The sequence below is a fragment of the Achromobacter sp. ACM03 genome (assembly GCF_014851665.1).
GTDB classification, from domain to species: Bacteria; Pseudomonadota; Gammaproteobacteria; order Burkholderiales; family Burkholderiaceae_B; genus Achromobacter; species Achromobacter aegrifaciens.
Map to the genome: position 1 here is coordinate 77,062 of NZ_JACVAD010000006.1, position 21,872 is coordinate 98,933.

The 21,872-nt window shown below is 65.9% G+C and carries 25 protein-coding genes; 15 read left to right on the forward strand and 10 right to left on the reverse strand.

What is annotated here, in order from left to right; translation table 11 throughout:
• Positions 1-37 precede the first annotated feature (37 nt).
• A complete protein-coding gene (locus IB257_RS23930) occupies positions 38-1,168 on the forward strand; it encodes a TIGR03364 family FAD-dependent oxidoreductase (protein WP_175214010.1) in 1,131 nt (376 codons plus the stop codon).
• A gap of 75 nt (positions 1,169-1,243) precedes the next feature.
• Here the strand turns inward: IB257_RS23930 and IB257_RS23935 are convergent, their stop codons facing one another.
• From IB257_RS23935 to IB257_RS23945, 3 genes are all read right to left on the reverse strand, one after another.
• A complete protein-coding gene (locus IB257_RS23935; protein WP_054451018.1) occupies positions 1,244-2,392 on the reverse strand; it encodes an aromatic ring-hydroxylating dioxygenase subunit alpha in 1,149 nt (382 codons plus the stop codon).
• A gap of 243 nt (positions 2,393-2,635) precedes the next feature.
• A complete protein-coding gene (locus IB257_RS23940; protein ID WP_054451019.1) occupies positions 2,636-3,646 on the reverse strand; it encodes an acyltransferase in 1,011 nt (336 codons plus the stop codon).
• A 203-nt stretch (positions 3,647-3,849) separates the two neighbouring features.
• Positions 3,850-4,818, reverse strand: coding sequence for a tripartite tricarboxylate transporter substrate binding protein (locus IB257_RS23945; protein ID WP_192492913.1), 969 nt, complete (start codon positions 4,816-4,818; stop codon positions 3,850-3,852).
• Positions 4,819-4,973: 155 nt separating this feature from the next.
• Between IB257_RS23945 and IB257_RS23950 the strand changes: the two genes are divergently transcribed.
• The 12 genes from IB257_RS23950 (at position 4,974) to IB257_RS24005 (ending at position 15,088) form a co-directional block, all read left to right on the forward strand.
• Positions 4,974-5,828 carry an IclR family transcriptional regulator gene (locus tag IB257_RS23950; protein ID WP_175181706.1) on the forward strand — a complete coding sequence of 285 codons (855 nt, stop codon included), beginning with the start codon at positions 4,974-4,976 and terminating at the stop codon, positions 5,826-5,828.
• Positions 5,829-5,920: 92 nt separating this feature from the next.
• Positions 5,921-6,187 (forward strand): exodeoxyribonuclease VII small subunit, encoded by a 267-nt coding sequence (locus IB257_RS23955; protein WP_054451022.1) that lies wholly within the window; start codon positions 5,921-5,923, stop codon positions 6,185-6,187.
• 7 nt (positions 6,188-6,194) lie between these two features.
• Positions 6,195-7,106 (forward strand): polyprenyl synthetase family protein, encoded by a 912-nt coding sequence (locus IB257_RS23960; RefSeq protein WP_054451023.1) that lies wholly within the window; start codon positions 6,195-6,197, stop codon positions 7,104-7,106.
• A gap of 53 nt (positions 7,107-7,159) precedes the next feature.
• Positions 7,160-9,022 (forward strand): 1-deoxy-D-xylulose-5-phosphate synthase, encoded by a 1,863-nt coding sequence (gene dxs / locus IB257_RS23965; protein ID WP_175162470.1) that lies wholly within the window; start codon positions 7,160-7,162, stop codon positions 9,020-9,022.
• Positions 9,023-9,215: 193 nt separating this feature from the next.
• Positions 9,216-10,013, forward strand: a complete 798-nt coding sequence (folE2, locus tag IB257_RS23970) for a GTP cyclohydrolase FolE2 (protein WP_054451025.1) — start codon at positions 9,216-9,218, stop codon at positions 10,011-10,013.
• Between the two features lie 7 nt (positions 10,014-10,020).
• Complete coding sequence (locus IB257_RS23975) at positions 10,021-10,944, forward strand: DUF817 domain-containing protein (RefSeq protein WP_192492914.1); 924 nt, start codon at positions 10,021-10,023, stop codon at positions 10,942-10,944.
• A gap of 192 nt (positions 10,945-11,136) precedes the next feature.
• Positions 11,137-11,514, forward strand: coding sequence for a 30S ribosomal protein S6 (gene rpsF / locus IB257_RS23980; protein WP_013392507.1), 378 nt, complete (start codon positions 11,137-11,139; stop codon positions 11,512-11,514).
• A 51-nt stretch (positions 11,515-11,565) separates the two neighbouring features.
• On the forward strand, positions 11,566-11,889 hold the full coding sequence (gene priB, locus IB257_RS23985) for a primosomal replication protein N (RefSeq protein WP_054451027.1): 324 nt from the start codon (positions 11,566-11,568) through the stop codon (positions 11,887-11,889).
• 110 nt (positions 11,890-11,999) lie between these two features.
• Entirely contained in the window at positions 12,000-12,272 is a 273-nt protein-coding gene (gene rpsR, locus IB257_RS23990; protein ID WP_006218308.1) for a 30S ribosomal protein S18, read from the forward strand.
• 14 nt (positions 12,273-12,286) lie between these two features.
• Positions 12,287-12,742, forward strand: a complete 456-nt coding sequence (gene rplI / locus IB257_RS23995; RefSeq protein ID WP_054451028.1) for a 50S ribosomal protein L9 — start codon at positions 12,287-12,289, stop codon at positions 12,740-12,742.
• Between the two features lie 127 nt (positions 12,743-12,869).
• A complete protein-coding gene (locus IB257_RS24000) occupies positions 12,870-13,709 on the forward strand; it encodes a hypothetical protein (RefSeq protein WP_192492915.1) in 840 nt (279 codons plus the stop codon).
• Positions 13,706-15,088, forward strand: a complete 1,383-nt coding sequence (locus IB257_RS24005; RefSeq protein WP_054451030.1) for a replicative DNA helicase — start codon at positions 13,706-13,708, stop codon at positions 15,086-15,088. The genes IB257_RS24000 and IB257_RS24005 overlap by 4 nt, the downstream gene beginning before the upstream one ends.
• Positions 15,089-15,152: 64 nt before the next feature.
• Here the strand turns inward: IB257_RS24005 and IB257_RS24010 are convergent, their stop codons facing one another.
• The 5 genes from IB257_RS24010 to IB257_RS24030 form a co-directional block, all read right to left on the reverse strand.
• On the reverse strand, positions 15,153-16,130 hold the full coding sequence (locus IB257_RS24010) for a bile acid:sodium symporter family protein (RefSeq protein ID WP_054451031.1): 978 nt from the start codon (positions 16,128-16,130) through the stop codon (positions 15,153-15,155).
• 136 nt (positions 16,131-16,266) lie between these two features.
• On the reverse strand, positions 16,267-17,247 hold the full coding sequence (gene pdxA, locus IB257_RS24015) for a 4-hydroxythreonine-4-phosphate dehydrogenase PdxA (RefSeq protein ID WP_175214011.1): 981 nt from the start codon (positions 17,245-17,247) through the stop codon (positions 16,267-16,269).
• A 46-nt stretch (positions 17,248-17,293) separates the two neighbouring features.
• A complete protein-coding gene (locus IB257_RS24020; RefSeq protein WP_054451033.1) occupies positions 17,294-17,602 on the reverse strand; it encodes a hypothetical protein in 309 nt (102 codons plus the stop codon).
• A gap of 42 nt (positions 17,603-17,644) precedes the next feature.
• The gene (locus IB257_RS24025; RefSeq protein WP_054451034.1) at positions 17,645-18,103 is read right to left on the reverse strand and encodes an Lrp/AsnC family transcriptional regulator; all 459 of its coding nucleotides are present in this window, start codon (positions 18,101-18,103) and stop codon (positions 17,645-17,647) included.
• 109 nt (positions 18,104-18,212) lie between these two features.
• Positions 18,213-18,818 (reverse strand): hypothetical protein, encoded by a 606-nt coding sequence (locus IB257_RS24030; RefSeq protein WP_054451035.1) that lies wholly within the window; start codon positions 18,816-18,818, stop codon positions 18,213-18,215.
• A 184-nt stretch (positions 18,819-19,002) separates the two neighbouring features.
• Here IB257_RS24030 and IB257_RS24035 point away from each other — a divergent pair, with 184 nt between their 5' ends.
• A complete protein-coding gene (locus IB257_RS24035) occupies positions 19,003-19,248 on the forward strand; it encodes a hypothetical protein (RefSeq protein ID WP_054451036.1) in 246 nt (81 codons plus the stop codon).
• Positions 19,249-19,492: 244 nt separating this feature from the next.
• Positions 19,493-19,720 (forward strand): hypothetical protein, encoded by a 228-nt coding sequence (locus tag IB257_RS24040; protein WP_223283424.1) that lies wholly within the window; start codon positions 19,493-19,495, stop codon positions 19,718-19,720.
• Positions 19,721-19,726: 6 nt separating this feature from the next.
• Here the strand turns inward: IB257_RS24040 and IB257_RS24045 are convergent, their stop codons facing one another.
• Positions 19,727-20,290, reverse strand: a complete 564-nt coding sequence (locus tag IB257_RS24045; RefSeq protein ID WP_192492916.1) for a DedA family protein — start codon at positions 20,288-20,290, stop codon at positions 19,727-19,729.
• Complete coding sequence (locus IB257_RS24050; RefSeq protein ID WP_054451039.1) at positions 20,287-21,726, reverse strand: PLP-dependent aminotransferase family protein; 1,440 nt, start codon at positions 21,724-21,726, stop codon at positions 20,287-20,289. The genes IB257_RS24045 and IB257_RS24050 overlap by 4 nt, the downstream gene beginning before the upstream one ends.
• Positions 21,727-21,872 lie beyond the last annotated feature (146 nt).

Genomic DNA, 21,872 nt, shown 5'->3' on the forward strand with positions numbered 1-21,872 from the left:
CGGCTCCCGCCGCATTTCCCTTTGCAATGTTCCACAGATGAAAAATTTCGACGTAGTCGTGGTGGGCGCCGGCATGCTGGGCATCGCCCACGCCTGGGCCGCCGCCAAGCGCGGCCTGTCGGTGGCCGTGATCGAGCGCAGCCGCCAGGCGCATGGCGCCACCATCCGCAATTTCGGCCAGGTCATCGTGACGGGCCAGGCCCCCGGCATGATGCTGTCGCACGCCCAGCAGGCGCGCGAACTGTGGCTGGAACTGGCGGACCGAGCGGGTTTCCATGTGCGCGCCAACGGCGCCCTGGTGCTGGCGCGCAATGCCGAAGAGGCGGACGTGCTGCAGGAATTCGCCGACACGCGCATGCGCCAGGAAGGCTATCGGGCCGACCTGCTGTCGGCCCGCGAGGTGGCCCGGTTGTACGGCGGCCAGCTGGCGCACCACTGCGCGGGTTTGCAAGGTCATGACGATCTGCAGATCTATTCGCGCGAGGCGCTGCCGGCCATCACGCGCTACCTCGCGGAATCGCTGGGTGTGCAGTTCATCACCGGCACGCTGGCGCGCGCGGTCGAGGGCGGGCTGGTGTGTACCTCGGCTGGCGAATTCAAGGGCGGACACGTGTTCGTCTGCCCCGGGCATGACTACCTGACCCTGCTGCCCGAGCGCTTTGCGCCGATGAACCTGGAGGTCACGCGCCTGCAGATGTTGCGCGCCGCGTTCGAGACTAATCCCATCGCGCTGGACCGCCCCTTGCTGACCGGCCTGTCCTGCGTGCATTACGGCGCATTCTCGGACCTGCCGTCGGCGCTGGCGTTGCGCGACGTGATCCAGGCGCGCACGCCCATGCTGCTGGAGAACGGCATCCACCTGCTGATCAGCCCCACGCCTTATGGCGAACTGATCATCGGCGATTCGCACCGCTACGGCCAGGACGCGCCGCCGTTCAACGACGAGGCGGTCGACAATGCCATGCTGGACCTGGCGACCCAGGCGCTGGGCGCGCGCCTGCGCGTGCTGGAGCGCTGGCAGGGCGTCTATGGTGCGCATGGCCCCGCGCCGTTCTCGGTCATGCCGGTGGACCCGGCCACGACGGTTGCGGTGATGCATTCGGGCGTGGGCATGACGGTGGGACTGGCCATCGGCGAGCGCACGGTGGCGGGTGTGCTGGGCCGCTGATCGCGGCAGCCGGAAAGAAGAAAGGCCTCGCATGTGCGAGGCCTTTTTGCATGGGACAGGCGCCGGAGCCAGGCTTCAGACCCGCTCCTGCATGATGCGGCGATACCATTCATGGAAGTGCTGCATGCCGTCTTCCATGGGCGACTGGTAGGGACCGGTTTCGTTCACGCCGCGCAGCATCAGCGCCTTGCGGCCCGCGTCCATGCGCTCGGCGATCTCGTCGTCCTCGATCGCCGTTTCCATGTAGGCGGCGCGCTGCGCCTCGACGAATTCGCGTTCGAAGGCGGCGATTTCCTCGGGGTAGTAGAACTCGACCACGTTCACAGTTTCCTGCGGGCCCTTCGGGTACAGCGTGGAGAGCACCAGCACATGCGGATACAGCTCGATCATGTGGGTCGGGAAGTACGTGACCCAGACCGCGCCGAAATCAGGCGCATCGCCTTCGCGGAACGCCAGCAGGCGGTCGTGCCATTGCTTGTACACGTCGGACCCCGGCTGCGCCAGGGCGTTGTGCACGCCGACCTTCTGCAGGCTGTACCAGTCGTTGAACTCCCAGCTCAGGTCGTCGCAGGTGACGAAGCGGCCCAGGCCCGGATGGAACGGACCGACGTGGTAGTCCTCGAGGTAGACCTCGATGAAGGTCTTCCAGTTGTAGTTGCACTGGTGCACTTCGACGTGGTCCAGCACGTAGTCGCCGAAGTCGAATTCCGGGCGCGAGAACAGCGGCGCCATGTCGGCGGCCGGATCGCGCGGGCCTTCGAACAGCAGGCCATGGCAGTCGCGCAGGCGGAACTTCTGCAGGTTCATGCAGGGCGTGGTGGCGAACTGGGGCGCGCCCAACAACTCGCCCTGGTTGTTGTACGTCCAACGATGCAAGGGGCAGACGATATTGCCGCCGGTTGCCTTCAGATTGCCATGCGTATTGCAGTTGCCGGCCACATTGCCGGTTTCGCCGCCAAGCATCAGCGCCTGGCGGTGGCGGCAGACATTTGAGATGAGTTCGACGCCTTGCTGGTTGCGAACCAGCACGCGTCCTCCGTCTTCCTGGACCAACGTACGCCAATCCCCGATTTCGGGCACCACTTTCTGGTGGCCGACGTATTGTGAGGATTGCTTGAAAATGAGTTCTTGCTCGCGGGCAAAGAGGGCTTCGTCAAAATACGCGCTGACGGGTAGCTGGGTGCGAGCTGGCACTACATGTGCCATCCGACCGATGTCGGTCATGATTCCCCCCGCTCGGATAAAAAAGCCAGGACGGAGGGGCTTTTGCCTGGCGGCTTTGAAATCCGCAGGATGCGTTCCGTGCTGGCGCGAAGAAAAATCGGTGTCTGGCCGATCAAATAAGCCGTGAATTGTACCCCAAGCCCTTACCCCGCGCCCGTGAAGATCTGCGAAGCTTCGTGAAGTTATGCCGTAGCCGTCGTGCACGCGCTGCGCGAGGCATAACCCCTTGAAGATGTAGGCCTTTCAGACGAAGCGCCGGGTGGCCGGATGGCGTCTCATCAGCCAGCTGCTGGCCGCCGACAACATGAACACGGCCACCGCCAGCATGGGCAGCGTCCAGGCCTCGTTGCGCGCGCCCGTCAAGGCGCCGGCGCGATGCGCCACGTCCAGGAACAGCGGATGGATCAGGTAGACGCCGAAGGTCAAAGGCGCCAGCGAGGCCAGCCGCGGCAGGCGCGGCGACCCAACGATCCACTGGAATGCGGCCAGCGACATGAACGGCACCGTGAGACTGAAGTAATCGTAGAAGTAGGTATCCAGCGCGCGGTTGCTCGACATCGTGTACACGCCCAGCGCGGTCGCGGCGACGCTGGCCGCCAGCATCAGGCCGGGACGCGGGATGCGCATCTGGCCGTCGAAGATCAGGCGGCCCGCCACGAAGTAGCCCAGATAGGGCAGGAACCAGGTCAGGAAGAAGCCCGCGGGCGCGCCCAGCGCGCGGCGGTACAGCGCGTCCAGGATCGCCACGCCCAGGATGCCGACCACCCACAAGGCGCGGGCGCGCGGCGTGCTGCGCGCATACAGGACGCGCACCAGCGGCGCGAACAGATACAGGCCCACGATCATGTACAGGTACCACAGGTGGTAGTACGGCTCGCCCTGCACCAGCTTGCGCGGCCAGAACGAAAAATCGATGCGGCCGTCGTCCCACCAATCCAGCGCCGTGCGCCAGGCCAGATAGAAAAACGTCCAGAACAAGAGCGGCGCGCAGATCCGCGCCATGCGCCGGCTGTAGAACTGGCGCGCGTCCTGCGGCTTGTCGGGATCCAGCAGCAGGGCGCCGCTGACCATGACGAACACGGGCACGCACCAGCGCGCCGCCGAGTCGTACAGATTGGCCGCCAGCCACGCTCCCCCGCCGTACACTGCGGGGTTGCTTACCACCATGGCGGCGCTGTGCAGCAGCACGACGGCTACCGCCGCCAACCAGCGGGCGGCATCCAGGCGCGCATATTTCTCTTCGGCGTACGGCATCGGGCTCCCATGGCGGTGTCTACTTTTTCACCATAGCAGCGGGCAGCGTCCTGGTTCTGTATCCAGGGGTTAGAGGGCATATCGACGCGCATGAAAAACCGGCAGGGGCGCTGGAGCCCTCTGCCGGCGGACGCCGCGCGGCGCGGCGCATTCACGGGCGGGCGCGGGCCCGCCTACGTTTTGTCACGAAACCAGCCGCGCCATCATTGCAGGACGATATTGGCCTGCTTGATCAGTTGCGCCACGATCGGCTGTTCGGTCTTGATCTGCTTGTCCAGTTCGGCAGCCGTGCCCGAGCGCGGGTCGATGCCCATGTCCAGCATGCGCTTCTTGATGGTCTCGTCCTGCAGGGTCTCGGCCAGGGCCTGCTGCAGCTTTTCCATCACGGGGGCGGGGGTGCCCTTGGGCGCCACGAAGCTGAACCAGGCGGTCATGTCGAACGCGGGATAGCCTTGTTCGGCCAGCGTCGCCAGCTTGGGCTGCGTCGCCAGGCGGCCCGGGCTGGTGATGGCGAAGACCTTGACCTTGCCGGCATCGGCCTGCGGCATGCCGGTGGCCACCATGTCGAAGAACAGGTCCACGTCGCCGCTGACCAGGGCGGGCAGGGCCTGGGTCGCGCCCTTGAAGGGCACGTGCAGGATGTCGATGCCCGCGCGTTCCTTGAAGAGTTCGCCCGCCAGGTGCGAGGACGTGCCCGGGCCGAAGGTGGCGAAGGTCAGCTTGCCTGGATTCTGCTTGGCGTAGGCCACCACGTCCTGGGTGCTGTTGAACGGCCGCTTGGGGCTGGACAGCAGGACCAGCGGCCCGACGCCGACCATGCCGATGCGGGCGAAGCCATCGGGATCGTAGGGCAGTTCCTTGTATAGATAGCGGTTGGTGACCAGCGTGGAGTTGGTCGCCATCAGGATGGTGTAGCCGTCCGGCGCTTCGCGCGAAACAAAGGCCGCTCCGATCGAGGTGCCGGCGCCTGCCTTGTTCTCGACGATCATGGGCTGGCCCAGCGTCTTGGCCATGCGCTCGGCCAGGATGCGGGTCAGCACGTCGGTGGCGCCGCCGGCGGGGAAGGGCGAGACCACCTTGATCGGCCGGGCCGGATAGGTTTCGGCCTGGGCGCCCACCGCGGCGGCGCTGAGCAGCAGGGTGGCCAGCAGTTTGAAGCTAGTGCGAATCATGTTTTTCCCCTTGAAATCGCGTGCATGAGTGGATGGTCGGGCCTGGCTTGGCGCTGCGGGTAGCGCTTGCCAAGTCTCCTTGGGTGCATTAAATTCCGTAAAATGGAATTTAATTTTGTTATTCGAAATAAACTATAAAAACGAAGCGAATAGAAATGCAATCTTTTTCTGACGCCAAGCGCATCGCCCATCCCGCCGCCAAACCGGACGGCAAGGTCGAACTCAGCCTGCCCGCGCGCCGCAAGCGCGCCGCCGGCGCGGGCGTGGGCGCCAACTCGCCTGATTTCATTACCGCACTGGCGCGCGGGCTGGATGTACTGCGCTGTTTTCGCCATGGCGTGACGGCCTTGGGCAATCTGGACCTGGCGCGCCTGACCGGTTTGCCCAAGCCCACCATCAGCCGCATCACCTACACCCTTACTGAATTGGGTTATCTGCGCTATCACCCGGACACCGGCAAATATTCGCCTGGCTATGGCGTGCTGGCGCTGGGCTTCGGTCTGCTGGCCGGGCTGGAGGTGCGCGAACTGGCCAAGGCCTCGATGACCGAGCTGGCGCGCGCCACCGGCGGCGCGGTGGCCCTGGGCGCCTTCGATGGCGATGCCATGACCTACGTCGAGGCCATCCATGGGTCTTCGGCGCTCTACCTGCGCCTGCCCGTCGGCTATCGCGCCAGCCTGGACAGCGCCATGGGCCGGGCCTACCTGGCCAGCCTGCCGCCCCAGGCCTGCGCCGACGCGTTGGCCCGGCTGGGCGAGACCGCGCCGGACGCGGCCGCCATGGAGCGCGCCCGCGCCGAACTGCGCGACACGGGCTGCTGCTACGCCATCGGCGAATGGCAGTCGGGGATCAATGCGGTCGCCGTGCCGTTTGCCTCCATCACGGGCGAGGGCGTCTTCGTCATGAGCTGCGGCGGGCCCGCCAGCCTCTTGCCCGAGGCGGACCTGCGTACGCGCGTGGCGCCGCTGCTGCAGGGCGCCATTGCGGGGCTGGCAGGCGCTGCGGCCTGAGACGCGCCGCGCGCGGCGGCAAGCCCGACGGCCTTGCGGGTATCTCGTACAATTCACGGATTGATCCACCCCTAGCGCCCTCGGAGACCCGTTTGGCCAAATCTTCACAAGCCGATCCGCAGATCGATGACCGTCCCTTGCCCCAGGATTTCGAAACGGCGCTGGCCGAACTCGAATCGCTGGTAGCGGCCATGGAAGACGGCTCGTTGCCGCTGGAGCAGTCGCTGGCCGCCTACCGGCGCGGCGTGGCGCTCACGCGGGTCTGCCAGGAACGCTTGGCGCAGGCCGAACAGCAGGTCAAGGTCCTGGAGGGCGACTTGCTGCGTCCGCTGGACCCGGCGGCGCTGGATGACGAATAAGAACCCGATGAAGCAAATTCAACTCGCCTTCCCGGAATGGTTGCAAGGCCGTGTCCAGCACGTCGAAGACGTCCTGGACGATCTGCTCCCCCCGGCGGACGCGTTGCCCGCGCGGCTGCATGAAGCCATGCGCTACGCCGTGCTTGGCGGCGGCAAGCGGGTGCGCGCCGCGCTGGTCTACGCGGCGGGGCAGGCCTGCCCCGTCAGCGGCAGCGTGCTGGCCGTGCAGGCCTCGCTGGACCGCGCCGCCGCGGCGGTGGAACTGATCCACGCCTATTCGCTGGTGCATGACGATCTGCCCTGCATGGACGACGACACGCTGCGCCGCGGCCGTCCCACCACCCACGTGAAGTTCGACGAAGCCACCGCCATGCTGGCGGGCGATGCGCTGCAACCGCTGGCCTTCGATCTGCTGGCTTCCATGCCGATCGCGCCCGCGCTGATCGTGCAGGCCACCCAGTCGCTGGCGCGCGCCGCCGGCAGCCAGGGCATGGCCGGCGGCCAGGCCATTGACCTGTTCAGCGTCGGCCGCGCGCTGTCGCGCGACGAACTGCAAACCATGCACAGCATGAAGACGGGCGCCATGCTGGCTTGCAGCGTGGCCCTGGGCGGCATCGTGGCGGGCGCCAGCTCGGCCTCGCGCCAGGCGCTGGACGCCTACGCGCAGGCGGTGGGCCTGGCCTTCCAGGTGGTCGACGACATCCTGGACGTGACCGCCGACAGCGCCAGCCTGGGCAAGACGCCGGGCAAGGACGCCGCCGAGAACAAGCCCACCTATGTATCGCTTCTGGGCCTGGACGGCGCGCGCGCGTTCGCCCAGGAACTGCGTGAGGACGCGCTGGCCGCCCTGGCTCCGCTGGGCGAGGCCGGATCGCGCCTGGCTGAACTGGCCGACTTCATCGTCCTACGAGACCGCTGAACCGGGACCAGCCCGGGCTGGAGGCAGGCCGGGCCAACGAACCACATAAAAGCATGACGACAGATTTACTGGACCGCATTCAATCCCCGGCTGACCTCAAGCGCCTGGATCGCCGCGAGCTGAAGAAGCTGGCCGACGAGCTGCGCGGCTTCGTGCTGGAATCGGTGTCCAAAACGGGCGGGCACCTGTCGTCCAACCTGGGCACGGTCGAGCTCACCCTGGCCCTGCATCAGGTGTTCGACACGCCGCATGACCGCATCGTCTGGGACGTAGGCCACCAGTCCTACCCGCACAAGATCCTGACTGGCCGCCGCGCCGGCATGGCCAAGCTGCGCCAGCAGGGCGGGATTTCGGGTTTCCCCAAGCGCAGTGAATCCGAGTACGACGCCTTCGGCACCGCGCATTCGTCCACTTCCATCTCCGCGGCGCTGGGCATGGCGGTGGCCTCGCGCAACGCCGGCGTGCAGCGCCAGCACATCGCCATCATCGGCGACGGCGCGATGTCCGCCGGCATGGCCTTCGAAGCCATGAACAATGCCGGCGTCACGCCCAACATCAACCTGCTGGTGATCCTGAACGACAACGACATGTCGATCTCGCCGCCAGTGGGGGCGCTGAACCGCTACCTGGCGCGCCTGATGTCGGGCCGCTTCTATGCGGCCGCCAAGAACGTCGGCCGCGCGGTGCTGCAACACGTGCCGCCGGTGCTGGAACTGGCGCGCCGCTTCGAAGAGCATGCCAAGGGCATGGTCACGCCGGCCACGCTGTTCGAGGAATTCGGCTTCAACTACGTCGGCCCGATCGACGGGCACGACCTGGACGCGCTGGTGCCCACGCTGCAGAACCTCAAGGCCCTGGAAGGCCTGCAGTTCCTGCACGTGGTCACCAAGAAGGGCCAGGGCTACAAGCTGGCCGAGGCCGACCCGGTGCTGTACCACGGTCCGGGCAAGTTCGATCCGGCCGTCGGCATCCAGCAATCGAAGGCGCCGGGCAAGCGCAGCTTCACGCAGGTGTTCGGCCAGTGGCTGTGCGACATGGCCGAACAGGATTCCCGCCTGGTCGCCATCACGCCCGCCATGCGCGAGGGCAGCGGGCTGGTGGAATTCGAAAAGCGCTTTCCGCAGCGCTACTTCGACGTGGGCATCGCCGAGCAGCACGCCGTGACGTTCGCCGCGGGCATCGCCTGCGAAGGCCAGAAGCCCGTGGTCGCGATCTACTCCACCTTCATGCAGCGCGGCTACGACCAGTTCATCCACGACGTGGCCCTGCAGAACCTGGACGTGACCTTCGCGCTGGACCGCGCCGGCCTGGTGGGCGCGGACGGCGCCACGCATGCGGGCAATTACGACATCGCCTTTCTGCGCTGCGTGCCCAACATGGTCGTGGCCACGCCCTCGGACGAAAACGAAACGCGGCTGCTGCTGTCGACCTGTTATCAGTATCCCGGCCCGGCGTCGGTGCGCTATCCGCGCGGCGCGGGCTGCGGCGCGGCTGAAGCGCCCGGCCTGGACACGGTCGAGCTCGGCCGCGGCGTGGTGCGCCGCGAGGGCCGCAAGATCGCCATCCTGGGATTCGGCATGCTGCTTCAGGCCGCGTTGGGCGCGGCTGAAAAGCTCGATGCCACCGTGGCCGACATGCGCTTCGTCAAGCCGATCGACCGCGAACTGATCCTCGACCTGGCCAGCCGCCATGACGCCCTGGTTACGCTGGAAGACGCTTCCATCATGGGCGGCGCCGGCAGCGCGGTGCTGGAAACGCTGAGCGCGGCGGGGGTTGCGATCCCGGTCCTGCAACTGGGCCTGCCCGACGAGTTCATCGACCACGGCGAGCAGTCGGCGCTGTGGGCCGGCATCGGCCTGGACGCGGCGGGCATCGAAAGCGCGATCCGCGCCCGTTACGCCAATCTGCTGGGCTGAATCCGGCCCGATTCCGCGGGCAGGGGCCAGGCCACTGTCCGCGGCAATGAAACACACTGTTCCGGCCCCGCCAACCTACGGATAAAAGGGTTTTCCCTGGCGATCCGCGGACTATGGGCGATAATGGCCCCCTTCTCAAAGATTCCTAGGCCCGTGCGTTTTCACGACTGATTGCCTAGACAGGTAAGCCGAAATGAATTCTCCGATCGACCCCGCCATCGTGATGCCCGACGTCCAGAGTTCGGCGGACACCCGGCACATCCCGATTCAGCGCGTGGGCATCCGTGGCGTGCGCCACCCCATGTTGATTGAAAGCGGCGACGGCTCGCCCCAGGGCACCGTGGCCAACTGGACGCTCACGGTGGCGCTGCCGCCCGAAGAAAAAGGGACGCACATGTCCCGCTTCGTGGCCCTGCTGGAAAAGTACCGCAGCATCCCCATGACGCCGACCCTGTTCCGCGCCATGGCTGCCGACATGCTGCCGCTGCTGCATGCCGAGCGCGGCGACATCACCGCCGCCTTCCCGTACTTCATCAACAAGTCCGCCCCGATTTCCGGCGTGCAAAGCCTGTTGGACTACGAAGTGCAATGGATCGCCCGCGCCCAGGGCGACGAGGTCGAGTTCGAGTTGATCGTGCAGGTGCCCGTCACCAGCCTCTGTCCCTGCTCCAAGGCCATCTCCGAATACGGCGCGCACAACCAGCGCTCGCACGTCACGGTGTCGGCCATCCTGAATGCCGACATCGGCATGGACGGCGTCATCCGCCTGATCGAAGAAGAAGGCTCGTGCGAACTGTGGGGCCTGCTCAAGCGCCCGGACGAGAAGTACGTCACCGAGCGCGCCTACGACAATCCCAAGTTCGTCGAGGACCTGGTGCGCGACGTGGCTGCCCGCCTGAACGCGCATCCCGGCATCGCCCGCTACCGCGTGGAAGCCGAGAACTTCGAATCCATCCACAACCACTCGGCCTACGCCGTCGTGGAAGGCTGAGCTTTCCGTGAGCCATCCGGCGGCCAATGACTGGCCGCTCATCGCGGGGCTGCAGGAGTGGGAATCGCGGCTGGCCAGCAATCTGGCCGGCCGCGGCCGTTTTGGCGTGGCCCTTTACGAGTTCTTCCGCTTTGGCGTGAAGCAGGCCTGGGCCTGCCTGTTCGGCGGCCTGATGTGCGCGCTGCTGCTGGGCACGCACTGGTGGTATCCGAAAGACGCCGCGCTGGCCCGCTACGACTTCCTGACCCTGGCCGCGCTGGGCATCCAGGCGCTGCTGCTGGCGCTGCGCATGGAAACCTGGAGCGAAGCCCGCGTGATCCTGCTGTTCCATGTGGTGGGCACGGGCATGGAAGTGTTCAAGACCGCCGCGGGTTCGTGGATCTATCCCGAGGCCAGCGTGCTGCGCATCGGCGGCGTGCCGCTGTTCACGGGCTTCATGTACGCGGCGGTGGGCAGCTATCTCGCCCGCGTCTGGCGCCTGTTCGACTTCCGCTTCCGCGCGCATCCGCCGCTGGCGGCCTGCGTGGCGCTGTCGGTGCTGATCTACCTGAACTTCTTCGCGCACCACTACATCATGGATATCCGGTGGGCGCTGTTCGCGCTGACCGCCATCCTGTTCGCCCGCACCTGGGTGTATTTCCGCATTTGGCGAGTCTACCGCCGCATGCCGCTGCTGCTGGGTTTCGTGCTAGTGGCCCTGTTCATCTGGTTCGCCGAGAACATCGGCACCTTCGCCAACGCCTGGCGCTATCCAAACCAGTCGCAGGGCTGGCAACTCGTGTCCATCGCCAAGCTGGGCTCATGGTTCCTGCTGATGATCATCAGCTACGTGATGGTCGGCGTGGTCAACCGTCCCCATGAAATCGATGTTGCCGATTTGCCGCGGCAGGCGGGGCAGGGCGATGGAAATAGTCCGTCCCTTATTTCCTGACCGGCCTCTGGCTTGCGTCTGACCGCTCAATCGGTGATAATCGAGAGCTTTCTTGCTCGACCGCCCATGGTTTTTGGGTAGCGGGCTGCCCCTTGCGGGCCACTGTTCAAGATGCATATTGCGATCCGCCCCTGATGGAAAGCGGGGGCGCAGGACGGTCGGCCAGCGAGACATCCTCAAGGAGTTTTACTCATGCGTCACTACGAAGTGGTGTTTATCGTTCACCCCGACCAAAGCGAGCAAGTGCCCGCCATGGTCGAGCGTTACCAAGCGCTGGTCACGGGCCAAGGCGGCTCGGTTCACCGCCTGGAAGACTGGGGTCGCCGTCAACTGGCCTACCCGATCCAGAAGCTCGTCAAGGCTCACTACGTCTGCCTGAACATCGAGTGCGGCCAAGCCACGCTGGATGAGCTGGAACACTCGTTCCGCTACAACGACGCCGTTCTGCGCCACCTGGTCATCAAGACCAAGAAGGCTCAAGCCACGCCCTCGATCATGATGAAGTCGGTCGAACGCGAAGAAGCCCGCAAGGCTTCGGCTGAAGCAGCAGCGCCGGCTCAGGCCGAGTAAGCAGGGCTCACGCAGAGCTCATCCCATGAAGTCCCCTCGGTGCCTGGCAGGATGAACAAGCTGGAACTCAGCGCCCGCGTTCTCGAATGCGAGCCTTTGCGCCACACTCCCGCCGGTTTGCCCGCACTGGAAATGGTGCTGGCGCACGAGTCCGAAGTCATCGAAGCAGGCCACCCGCGCCGCGTCGAACTGACTATCGCGGCCGTGGCACTGGGCGATCTGGCGTTGCTGCTGAAGGACACCGCGCTAGGGTCCGAATTGCTGGTGCAGGGGTTTCTGGCTCCCACCCGCAAGGACTCGGTGAAGGTCAAGCTGCATTTGCAGCAGGCACGCAGGATCAGCGGCAGCGCAGGGCGCGATCCGCTGGTGGCTTGAAGGGAATTGGGCAAGAGGCGCGATGAGCGCCTTCTGATTACGGATAGGTTATGGGGGTTTGGGCCCGTTTTGGGTAGAACCCGGCCCCCTCAAACAAAGAGGCACATATCATGGCTTTCTTCGGAAAACGCAAGGAAAAACGCAAATTCACGCAGCAGAACCCGCTCTTCAAGCGTCGTAAGTTCTGCCGCTTCACCGCTGCCGGCGTGGAAGAGATCGACTACAAGGATCTGGACACCCTGCGCGACTTCGTGCAAGAAAACGGCAAGATCATCCCGGCTCGCCTGACCGGCACCAAGGCAATCTACCAGCGTCAGCTGGACACCGCCATCAAGCGCGCGCGCTTCCTGGCCCTGTTGCCTTACACCGACAACCACAACTAATCCGGGGCACTGAAATGCAAGTTATTCTGCTCGAAAAAGTCGTCAACCTGGGTAACCTCGGCGAAGTCGTCCGCGTGCGTGATGGCTACGCCCGCAACTTCCTGATCCCCCAGCGCAAGGCCCGTCGCGCAACCGACGCCGCCCTGAAGGAATTCGAAGCGCGCCGCGCCGAACTGGAAAAGGCCCAGGCTGAAAAGCTGGCCGCCGCCCAGGCTCTGGGCGAGCGCGTCGCCGGCTTCCAGCTGAAGATCGTCCAGAAGGCTGGCGTCGACGGCCGTCTGTTCGGCTCGGTCACCAACGCCGACATCGCTGAAGGCCTGCGCAAGGCCGGCTTCGAAGCCGTGGAAAAGGCGCAAATCCGCCTGCCCAACGGCCAGCTGAAGTCGATCGGCGAGTTCCCGGCCCAGGTTGCCCTGCACGCCGACGTTCTGGTCGACGTGACGATCCTGGTCGAAGGCGAACTGTCCTAAGCCGGTACCCGCAGTAAAAAAGAAGCCGGCCCGCGCGCCGGCTTTTTTTCTTTTTGTCCATCGCGTATTGCGTGTAGTCTTCGGACTCCACGATCCAGGCCCCGCGCCGCATTCCTCAGAGGACGTCTTGACTCAGCCCCCCGTTCACCACAACGCGCCCCCCGGCCTGCGAGCCTGGTTGGATAGCGTGGATGCGTCGCGTGAACCTTCGGTGAGGGATGTGACGATAGATGGCGTGCGCTGCATCATCAAGCGCCGCCGTCCCGGCATCGGTCAGGGCGTGAGCTACGCGCTGCGCTATGTGCGCGCCCTGTTCCTGGGCGTGGGATGCAAGATTTTCCTCGGCGAGTTTCCACGTCCGGGCGTGTTGCTGCGCAACGGCCTGACGCACGAGTCGCAGCGCCTGGCGCAACTGCTCAGGGCCGGTTGCCGCGTGCCCGAGGTCTGGTGGCAGGAGCAAGGCCTGCTGGTGCTGGAATACGTGGGCGAAGACCTGGCCGACCTGATCCGCAACGAGGACACGACGTCCCGCTTGTGGCTGGCGCGCGCCGCGGCAGCAGACCTGGCCGCTTTCCATGCCCGCGGCATGTGGCATGGCGGCGCCCAGATCCGCAACATCACCCTGCAGGACGGCGAGCTGTGGCGCATCGATTTCGAAGAGAACATCGGTTCGACCCTGTCGCGCCCGCTGGCCCAGGCCTATGACCTGTTCCAGATGCTGGCCTCTCTGGTGTCTTTGCGTAAATTGCCGGACGACGCGGCCCGCACGCTGGGTAAACTGGCGTTCGAAGTCTATTTCGAAAGCAACCCCGACCCCGAGGTCCGAGCCCGCCTGACGCGCCTGGCGCGCGTGCTCTGCGGCATTGCCGCGCCCTTGCGCGTGGTGCTGGGCCGATTGCCCTCGCGCGATATCCAGGGATTCTTCCGCGTCGCGGACATCCTGCAGCCGTTACTATTGAAGTCATGAATACACCTGCCGACTCCCAGCTCGAATACCTGCGCGTTCCCCCCCATTCCATCGAGGCGGAACAGTCGGTTCTGGGCGGCCTGCTGCTGGACAACGCAGCCTGGGACCGCATCGCCGACGTGCTGGTCGAAGAGGATTTCTACCGGCACGACCACCGGCTTATCTGGCACCATATTGCCCGCCTGATCGGGCTGGCGCGCCCGGCGGACGTCATCACCGTCCACGAGTCGCTGGTCAGCGCCGGCAAGGCCGAGGATGCCGGCGGCCTGGCCTATTTGAACGCGCTGGCCCACAACACGCCGTCGGCCGCCAACATCCGCCGTTATGGCGAGATCGTGCGCGAGCGCGCCATGCTGCGCAAGCTGGTCGCGATCGCCGACGAGATCTCCGCGGCCGCCATGAGCCCGCAGGGCAAGGAAGCGCGCCAACTGCTGGACGAGGCCGAGTCCAAGGTGTTCCAGATCGCCCAGGAAGGCGCACGCGGCGCCGCGGGCTTCCAGGAAATCCAGCCGCTGCTGACGCAGGTGGTGGAGCGCATCGACGAGCTCTATCACCGCGAGAGCACCTCCGACGTGACCGGCGTGCCCACGGGCTTCACCGATCTGGACAAGATGACCTCGGGCATGCAGGGCGGCGACCTGATCATCGTGGCCGGCCGCCCATCCATGGGCAAGACCTCGTTCTCGATGAACATCGGCGAACACGTCGCCATCGAGGAAGGGCTGCCGGTGGCGGTGTTCTCCATGGAAATGGGCGCGGTCCAGCTGGCCATGCGTATGCTGGGCTCCGTGGGCCTGCTGGACCAGCATCGCATGCGGACCGGCAAGCTGATCGCCGAGGACTGGCCACGCGTGACCCACGCAGTCCAGCTGATGCAGGACGCGCAGGTCTACATCGACGAATCGCCGGCGCTCAGCCCGATGGAAGTGCGGGCGCGCGCGCGCCGCCTGGCGCGCCAATGCGGCCAGCTCGGCCTGATCATCATCGACTACCTGCAGCTCATGTCGGGCAATGGCTCGGGCGAAAACCGGGCCACCGAAGTGTCGGAAATCAGCCGCTCGCTCAAGGGTCTGGCCAAGGAACTGAACTGCCCGCTGATCGCGCTGTCGCAGCTGAACCGAAGCCTGGAACAGCGTCCCAACAAGCGCCCCGTGATGAGCGACCTGCGCGAATCCGGCGCTATCGAACAGGACGCGGACGTGATCCTGTTCATTTACCGCGACGAGGTCTACAACCCCGATTCGCCGGACAAGGGCACCGCCGAGATCATCATCGGCAAGCAGCGTAACGGTCCCATTGGTTCCGTGCGTTTGACCTTCCAGGGCTCCAGCACGCGCTTCCTGAACTTCTCGGGCGCGCAGCCGCGCGACATGTACTGAACCTGTCCGGTCCAAGAAAAAACCGCGCCTCGGCGCGGTTTTTCATTGCGGCTGCGAACCCGCTTCAGGCTTGCGCCTCGGGGCGCTTGCCGAAACGCGCGGCCAGCACGCCGCACACCATCAGCTGGATCTGGTGGAACAGCATCAGCGGCAGCACGATCGCGCCCACGGCGTGGCCGGCGAATAGCACCTGCGCCATCGGAATGCCGCTGGCCAGGCTTTTCTTCGAGCCGCAGAACAGCAGCGTGATGCGGTCTTCGACATTGAAGCCGAACACGCGGCCGGCAAGGGCCGACAGACCCAGCGCCAGCGCCAGGATGACGGCGCAAGCCACCACCAGGCCGGCCAGCGCGGGGATCGGGGTCGAACTCCACAGGCCTTCGTTGATGGCTTCAGAAAACGCCGTGTAGACCACCAGCAGGATGGAGCCCTGGTCGACGAACTTCAGCATGGCCTTGCGCTTGTGCACCCAGGCGCCGATCCAGCGGCGGGCGAACTGGCCCAGCACGAAGGGCAACAGCAGTTGCAGCATGATCTTGCCGACGGCGTCGAACGAGATCGGCGCGCTGCCCGCGTTGGCGACTACCGTGCCCACCAGCAGCGGGGTGATGAAGATGCCGAGCAGGCTGGAGGCGGAGGCGCTGCACACGGCAGCCGGCACGTTGCCGCGCGCCATCGAGGTGAAGGCGATGGCCGATTGCACCGTGGCGGGCAGGCAGCACAGGAACAGGATGCCCAGATAGAGTTCGGGCGTGACCAGCGGTTCCAGCACCGGCTTGAGCGCCAGGCCCAGCAGCGGGAACATGAGGAAGGTCGCGGAGAAGATCGTGAGGTGCAGCTTCCAGTGCGTCAGGCCGGCGATGATGGCCTCGCGCGACAGGCGCGCGCCGTGCAGGAAGAACAGCAGGCCGACCGCGATGTTGGTGATCCAGCCGAACACCACCACGCCTTGCCCATGAGCGGGCACGATGCTGGCGATGATGACGGTGCAGATCAGATAGAGGGTGAAGCGATCGGGAAGAAGGCGGGCAAGGCGTGACATGAGGGATGGAAGGGGGAGGGCGGACGGAAAGCGCCGCGGGCGCCGTAAACGGGCAGTATTGTAGTCCCCGGGACGTCTTGCTTCCTGACAGCCAGTTGTCAGCGCTGCAGGTCGCAGCAGCGCCGCAGCGCGGCGCTCAGGGCGTCATGGCCAGCGCCAGGTCGAACGCCGCGACCAGCGAGGCATGGTCGGCCAGGCCCTTGCCCGCGATGTCGAAGGCAGTGCCGTGGTCCACGCTGGTACGCACGAAAGGCAGGCCTACCGTCACGTTCACGCCGTGGTCCAGGCCCAGGTACTTGACCGGAATGAGTCCCTGGTCGTGGTATTGCGCCACCACGATATCGAACTCGCCGCGCCGGGCGCGCATGAAGATCGTGTCGCCGGGCCAGGGCCCGCTCGCGTCTATGCCTTGCGCGCGGGCAGCGGCGATTGCGGGCTCGATGATGTCGATGTCTTCGCGGCCGAACTTGCCGCCTTCGCCCGCGTGCGGATTCAGGCCCGCGACCGCGACGCGCGGCTGGGCGATGCCCATCTGGCGGCAGGCCTGGTCGGCCAGCCGCATGGCAGTCAGTTCCGCCTGCGGCGTGATGCGCGGGATCACGTCGGCCAGCGCCACGTGTATGGTCACCAGCAGCACGCGCAACTCGTCGTTGGCCAGCATCATCGCGAAGTCTTGCGTATCCGAGCGTTCCGCGAGGATCTCGGTGTGGCCGGGATAGTCGATGCCGGCGGCATGCATGGATTTCTTGTTCAGCGGCGCGGTGACGATGGCGCGGATGCGGCCGGCCTGCGCGTCGTCGATGGCGGCGCAGACATAATCGTAGGCGCCGCGTCCCGCGGCCGCGCTGATCTGCCCCAGGGGCAGGTCGGCGGGCAGGGCGGGGCTGCAGGCGATGACGTTGATGTGGTCCGCGCCCGGCGCTGCCTGGCCGACGTCGGCGACCTCGACGATCTCCAGCCTTGCGCCCAGCTGGGCGGCGGCGCGGCGCAGTGCGCCCGCATCGCCATACACCACGCAAGGCGCGTTCAGGCCTTGCGCGTAGGCCTTGACGACGATTTCGGGACCGATGCCGGCGGCATCGCCCATGGTGATGCCTACGGGCAGGGAGGTGTTCACGATGCGGGGACTGAGGTTGTGTTGCGGATCTGGGTGGGCCGCCGCCTTACTTCGAGGAATTCTTGGGCGGCTCGATGACGCCGCATTCGAAGGTCACGGTGGCGCGCTTGGGGCCCAGGCCGGTCGCGTGGTTGGAGGTGATCTTGGGCTTGACCAGCTTGCGGTCGATCGACTGGCAATACTGTTCGGCCCGCAGCAGGGCCTGGTTCTTGATTTCCACCCAGGTCATCATCTGCGAGCCGGAGCTGTGGGTGACGCTGTAGGTGTCCTTGCCGGCGGGCGTGACCTCGCTCATGCTGGAACAGGCGGTCAGCAGGGCAAGCAATACGGCGGCGGGGGCAAGGCGTGCAAACATGAGGCGTCCTGGAATGGCGATTACCTCAATTACACCATCATTTCATGGTGCGGCCACGGCGCTGCGGCGATCGAGCTTGCGGCTCAGGACGATGGAAGTCTGGGTCTGCTTGACCCCGTCGATCAGGCCGATGCGGTCCAGCAGTTCGTCCAGCTGTTCGTGGGTTTCGCAGCGCAGGAAGATGAGGTAATCGTAGGGGCCGCTGACCGAGGAGACCTCCTCGACTTCGGGCATCTTCTCCAGTTCGCGTATGACCGCGGCGGGAGTCTTGGGTAGCACGCTGATGAAGCAATAGGCGCGCACCGCCGCTTCTTCCAGCAAGCGCCCCAGGCGCACGCCATAGCCCGCCACGATGTGCTCGCGTTCGAGCCGCGCAATGCGCGCCACCACCGTGGTACGGGCCAGGCCGAGTTTGCGCGCCAGGATGGCCGCGGGTTCGCGCGCATTGGCTTGCAGCAGGCTGAGCAGTTGCCGGTCGATGGCGTCGAGTCGTTCGTTCATACGGAAATGGGCGGCATGGAGCGAGAGGGCGCGAGTGCCGACGGTACAGGCCCGGGCCTGCCCGCGTCAATGCGCAGCCGGCCCTCGCACGCCAGCATGGCGCCAGGCGCTAGCCATCGGATTCGGGTGGAATGCCGCCTTGATAGATGCGCCCGTCGAACTCGAAGCGCGTGATGGTCTTGCGCGCAGCATCGAAGATGCGATCGCGGCTGGCATCGTCCAGGCCGTCGTGGTCGGCGAAGCTGAAGCGGCACAGATCGATGTCGCTATCGTAGAAGGCCGAATGCACATAGCGGCTGACATCGGCCTCGTGCGCGAAATGCGCGAATTCGCGCAACTGCTCCATTTCGTGGAAGGAGCCGTTACGGCTGACCAGCAACATGCCGAACTTGCGCTCTTCGTCGGCGACGGGTTCCGGCGCGGGCAGGGCGTCGGGATGCCGGGTGTCCTGATAATCGAAACGCGCGCCCAGGTCATGCATGGCGGCCAGCACGCGCTGCCATTGCGCTTCGTCCAAGGTGAGGCGGGCCGCCACGTAGAACAGGCGCTGGCGGCCCAGCGAGCGCGGTTCGGGGCCGCCGATGAAACTGTGCCAGGGAATGGCTGCGTCGAGTCCGGCCAGCTCCGCCATGCGCGCGTCGCTGTATCCCAGCCGGTCCTGCAGGCGCCGCATGGACTGGGCGTCCGGCGCAACGTAGTTCTGGATCGTCTTCATCGGAGGCCTCCGGTTGCACCGGATGCTCGCGGGCGCGCAGCCCTGGAGACGGAGCCGGTGACGTGCGCCGCCGTGCCTCTGCGGCTACGCTTCATGCTAGCGCGGCGCGCAGGGCTTGCCTAGCATGGGCCGGCGTGGCGCCGTGCTAGGATTTGCGCCGACTTCAATGCCAGGAGGCTTACACATGGACATCCAGGAACAAATCGCCGTCATCGTGCATACCATTTCGCATCAAGGCGGCCGCATCGATGCGCTGAATTCGACCGTGCTGTCGATGCTGCATCTGGCCAAGGCTTCGCCCGGCCTGCGCGAGGCCATCGAAGCCCAGCTCGAACAGAACTATTCCAGCCTGCTGGCCCGCTCCGAGAATCCGCAGTACGTGGCCGGTTTCGAGAGCGTGCGCGACATGATTCTGGGCGCCTTGAAATAGGCTGGCTTGCGGGTCCAGGCTTGCGGGAGTTACCCACAACTTCTGTGGACAAGCCTTGGGATAGTGCGGGCATAGATGTTCATTTTCCTTTAATTACAAAGGCTTGCATGGAGCGGTCAAAGCTGGCTCCATTTGCTCGCTGCGGCAGCGCTTGCTGCACGCTGCCGCAGGTCACGCAAGCCGGGTAATATGCGGCCCCATGCGGAATCAGTATTCATTGGAATGCCGGGGCGGATCGATCGCGATGCGCGTCTCGGAAGCAGCAAAGCTGGCGGCGTTCGACCCCGGCAAACTTTCCCCCGAGGCGCGCCAGAGCTGGGAGCGCATGGGGCATGGCTTCAAGGCCTGGCACGACTTCGACCAGCGCCACCCCATCCTGCGCCGCCTGGCGCGCTTGCCCCTGGTGGGCCGCTGGTACCGCAACGCGCGGCGCCGTTATGTGCTGCGCGCCAGCGGCAAGCTGGTGGTCTGAGCGCAGTTATTTGCGGCGCCTGCCCAGCAGGTGATAAGCCAGCCAGATGAGCACGCCGATCGCGATGGCCACGGCCAGCTTGGTCTCGACGCCGTGCAGGCGTCCCAGCATGGATTCGATCGTCTGGCCGAACAGATAGCCCAGGGCGCTGAAGCACACCGCCCAGATGGCGGCGGCGATGGCGTTGAGCACCAGGAAGCGCAGCGGCGGCACATTCGACACGCCCAGCGCCACTGGCCCCACCGTGCGCAGGCCGTACAGGAAACGCAGGCTCAGGATGAAGCCGTGCGGATAGCGGTCCACCGCGGCCAAGGCCTTTTCGAAAGCGGGCTTCTCGCGGATGCGCCGGACATAGCGATGATCGCGATAGCGGCGGCCCAGCAGGAACAGGGCCTGGTCCGCAAGGAATGAACCGGCGAACGCGCACAGCACCACATAGGGCAGGTGCAGCAGGTGCTGGTGTGCCAGGAAGCCGGCGAAAACGACCACGCTTTCGCCTTCGAGCAGCGTGCCGGCCAGCACCGCCCACAGGCCGTAGTCGACGATGAACTGGTGCAGGGCGGGATTCATCTGGGCCGCTCGCCCACGATGCGCGCGAGCGTTTGCAGCGCAGCGGTGATCTCGGGCGTGGTGCGTTGTCCGCAGCTGATGCGCAGGAAATGGTTGTAGCGTGTGCCATTGGAGAACATGGCGCCCGGCGCGACCCGTATGCCTTGCCGGAGCGCGGCTTCGAACACGTCCATGCCTGAGCGTCCGTCGGGCATCTCCACCCAAAGCAGCATGCCGCCCTGCGGCACGCTCAGGCGGGTGCCGGAAGGGAAGTGCGCAGCGATGGTCTCGGCCGTCTGGTCGCGCTGCATCTTCAGGTGCCGGCGCAGGCGCGACAGATGGCGGTCGTAGGCGCGCGAGCCCATGAACTCGGCCACGGCAATTTGCGCCAATGGTTCGTTGGGCCGGCTCTGGGCGAACTTCAGCATGGCGATGCGGGCCTTCCAGCGGCCGCCCAGCAGCCAGCCCAGGCGCATGCCTGGCGCCAGCGTCTTGTGCATGGACGAACAATAGATGACGTTGCCGGTCGCGTCCCAGGACTTGGCGGCGGCCAGCGGCGTGTCGTCGTCCGTCAGCGCGCCGTAGGTGTCGTCTTCGATCAGGGGCACCTGCTGGCGTTCGCACAGCGCAACCAGCCGCGCCTTTTCCGCGTCGGGCATGACGCAGCCCAGCGGGTTCTGGAAATTGGGCACCACCACCACGGCGCGGATGTTGCCGTGGGTCTGGAACGCCAGGTCCAGCGCTTCGATCGATAGGCCGTGCTGCGGGCTGGTGGGAATCTCCAGCGCCCGCATGCCCAGGCTTTCCAGGATCTGCAGCAGGCCGAAGTAGGCGGGCGATTCGACCGCAATCGTGTCGCCGGGGCGCGCCACCGCGCGCAGCGCCAGGTTCAGCGCTTCTATGCAGCCATGCGTGACGATGACGTCGTCCGGCGTGGCGTTGATGCCGTTGGCCAGTGCGCGGCGGGCGAGCACGGTGCGCAGGTCCGGATGCCCCTGCGGCGGAACCGGGCTGACCAGCACCTGCGGCGACTGGCGCAGAGCGCGGATCATGGCCTGCTTAAGTTCTTCCAGCGGATAGGCTTCGGGCACTGCCGCGGCCAGGGCGAAGTTGGCGCTGACCGGATGCGCTTCGCACTTGGCCACGAAGTCCGAGACCCGATCGTGGATGCCCACGTATTGCGCCGCGCCCAGTGCCTGGCGGATGTCCGGCTCGTCCACGGGCGGGATAGTGTTGCGGCGGGGCTTGAGCACGAAGTAGCCCGAGCGGGGCCGCGCTTCGATCAGGCCGTCGTCTTCCAGCTGGCGGCAGGCCTGCAAGGCCGTGGACAGGCTGACGTGGTGGGTGCGCACCAGCGTGCGGACCGAGGGCATGCGCTGGGCGGGCGCCAGCACGCCGGTCTGGATGGCGCGCCGGTAATGGTTGGCCAGGCGTAGATAGAGCGGTTGCGGATCCATGCGCCGATCATGCTCCCCGAGGTTGGTGTGAGACTAGGCACAGATTCAAGCAAAGTACACCATAACAGCGCGGAAATCGAGGATCTGCATCGGTACAGAAACCTCGGGGGTGTGACTGTTGCGCATAGCAGGGCGCGCGTAGTCTG

What these genes read in the sequence shown, in the direction of transcription:
- IB257_RS23940 (WP_054451019.1), bottom strand. Translation starts at nt 3,646, where the DNA reads ATGCCGTACGCCGAAGAGAAATATGCGCGCCTGGATGCCGCCCGCTGG.
- IB257_RS23950 (WP_175181706.1), top strand. Translation starts at nt 4,974, where the DNA reads ATGCAATCTTTTTCTGACGCCAAGCGCATCGCCCATCCCGCCGCCAAA.
- IB257_RS24045 (WP_192492916.1), bottom strand. Translation starts at nt 20,290, where the DNA reads ATGAATCCCGCCCTGCACCAGTTCATCGTCGACTACGGCCTGTGGGCG.
- IB257_RS23935 (WP_054451018.1), bottom strand. Translation starts at nt 2,392, where the DNA reads ATGACCGACATCGGTCGGATGGCACATGTAGTGCCAGCTCGCACCCAG.
- rpsF (WP_013392507.1), top strand. Translation starts at nt 11,137, where the DNA reads ATGCGTCACTACGAAGTGGTGTTTATCGTTCACCCCGACCAAAGCGAG.
- IB257_RS23930 (WP_175214010.1), top strand. Translation starts at nt 38, where the DNA reads ATGAAAAATTTCGACGTAGTCGTGGTGGGCGCCGGCATGCTGGGCATC.
- IB257_RS24040 (WP_223283424.1), top strand. Translation starts at nt 19,493, where the DNA reads ATGCGCGTCTCGGAAGCAGCAAAGCTGGCGGCGTTCGACCCCGGCAAA.
- IB257_RS24020 (WP_054451033.1), bottom strand. Translation starts at nt 17,602, where the DNA reads ATGTTTGCACGCCTTGCCCCCGCCGCCGTATTGCTTGCCCTGCTGACC.
- rplI (WP_054451028.1), top strand. Translation starts at nt 12,287, where the DNA reads ATGCAAGTTATTCTGCTCGAAAAAGTCGTCAACCTGGGTAACCTCGGC.
- IB257_RS23945 (WP_192492913.1), bottom strand. Translation starts at nt 4,818, where the DNA reads ATGATTCGCACTAGCTTCAAACTGCTGGCCACCCTGCTGCTCAGCGCC.
- IB257_RS23960 (WP_054451023.1), top strand. Translation starts at nt 6,195, where the DNA reads ATGAAGCAAATTCAACTCGCCTTCCCGGAATGGTTGCAAGGCCGTGTC.
- rpsR (WP_006218308.1), top strand. Translation starts at nt 12,000, where the DNA reads ATGGCTTTCTTCGGAAAACGCAAGGAAAAACGCAAATTCACGCAGCAG.
- IB257_RS24025 (WP_054451034.1), bottom strand. Translation starts at nt 18,103, where the DNA reads ATGAACGAACGACTCGACGCCATCGACCGGCAACTGCTCAGCCTGCTG.
- IB257_RS24010 (WP_054451031.1), bottom strand. Translation starts at nt 16,130, where the DNA reads ATGTCACGCCTTGCCCGCCTTCTTCCCGATCGCTTCACCCTCTATCTG.
- folE2 (WP_054451025.1), top strand. Translation starts at nt 9,216, where the DNA reads ATGAATTCTCCGATCGACCCCGCCATCGTGATGCCCGACGTCCAGAGT.
- IB257_RS24030 (WP_054451035.1), bottom strand. Translation starts at nt 18,818, where the DNA reads ATGAAGACGATCCAGAACTACGTTGCGCCGGACGCCCAGTCCATGCGG.
- IB257_RS24005 (WP_054451030.1), top strand. Translation starts at nt 13,706, where the DNA reads ATGAATACACCTGCCGACTCCCAGCTCGAATACCTGCGCGTTCCCCCC.
- priB (WP_054451027.1), top strand. Translation starts at nt 11,566, where the DNA reads ATGAACAAGCTGGAACTCAGCGCCCGCGTTCTCGAATGCGAGCCTTTG.
- IB257_RS24035 (WP_054451036.1), top strand. Translation starts at nt 19,003, where the DNA reads ATGGACATCCAGGAACAAATCGCCGTCATCGTGCATACCATTTCGCAT.
- dxs (WP_175162470.1), top strand. Translation starts at nt 7,160, where the DNA reads ATGACGACAGATTTACTGGACCGCATTCAATCCCCGGCTGACCTCAAG.
- IB257_RS24050 (WP_054451039.1), bottom strand. Translation starts at nt 21,726, where the DNA reads ATGGATCCGCAACCGCTCTATCTACGCCTGGCCAACCATTACCGGCGC.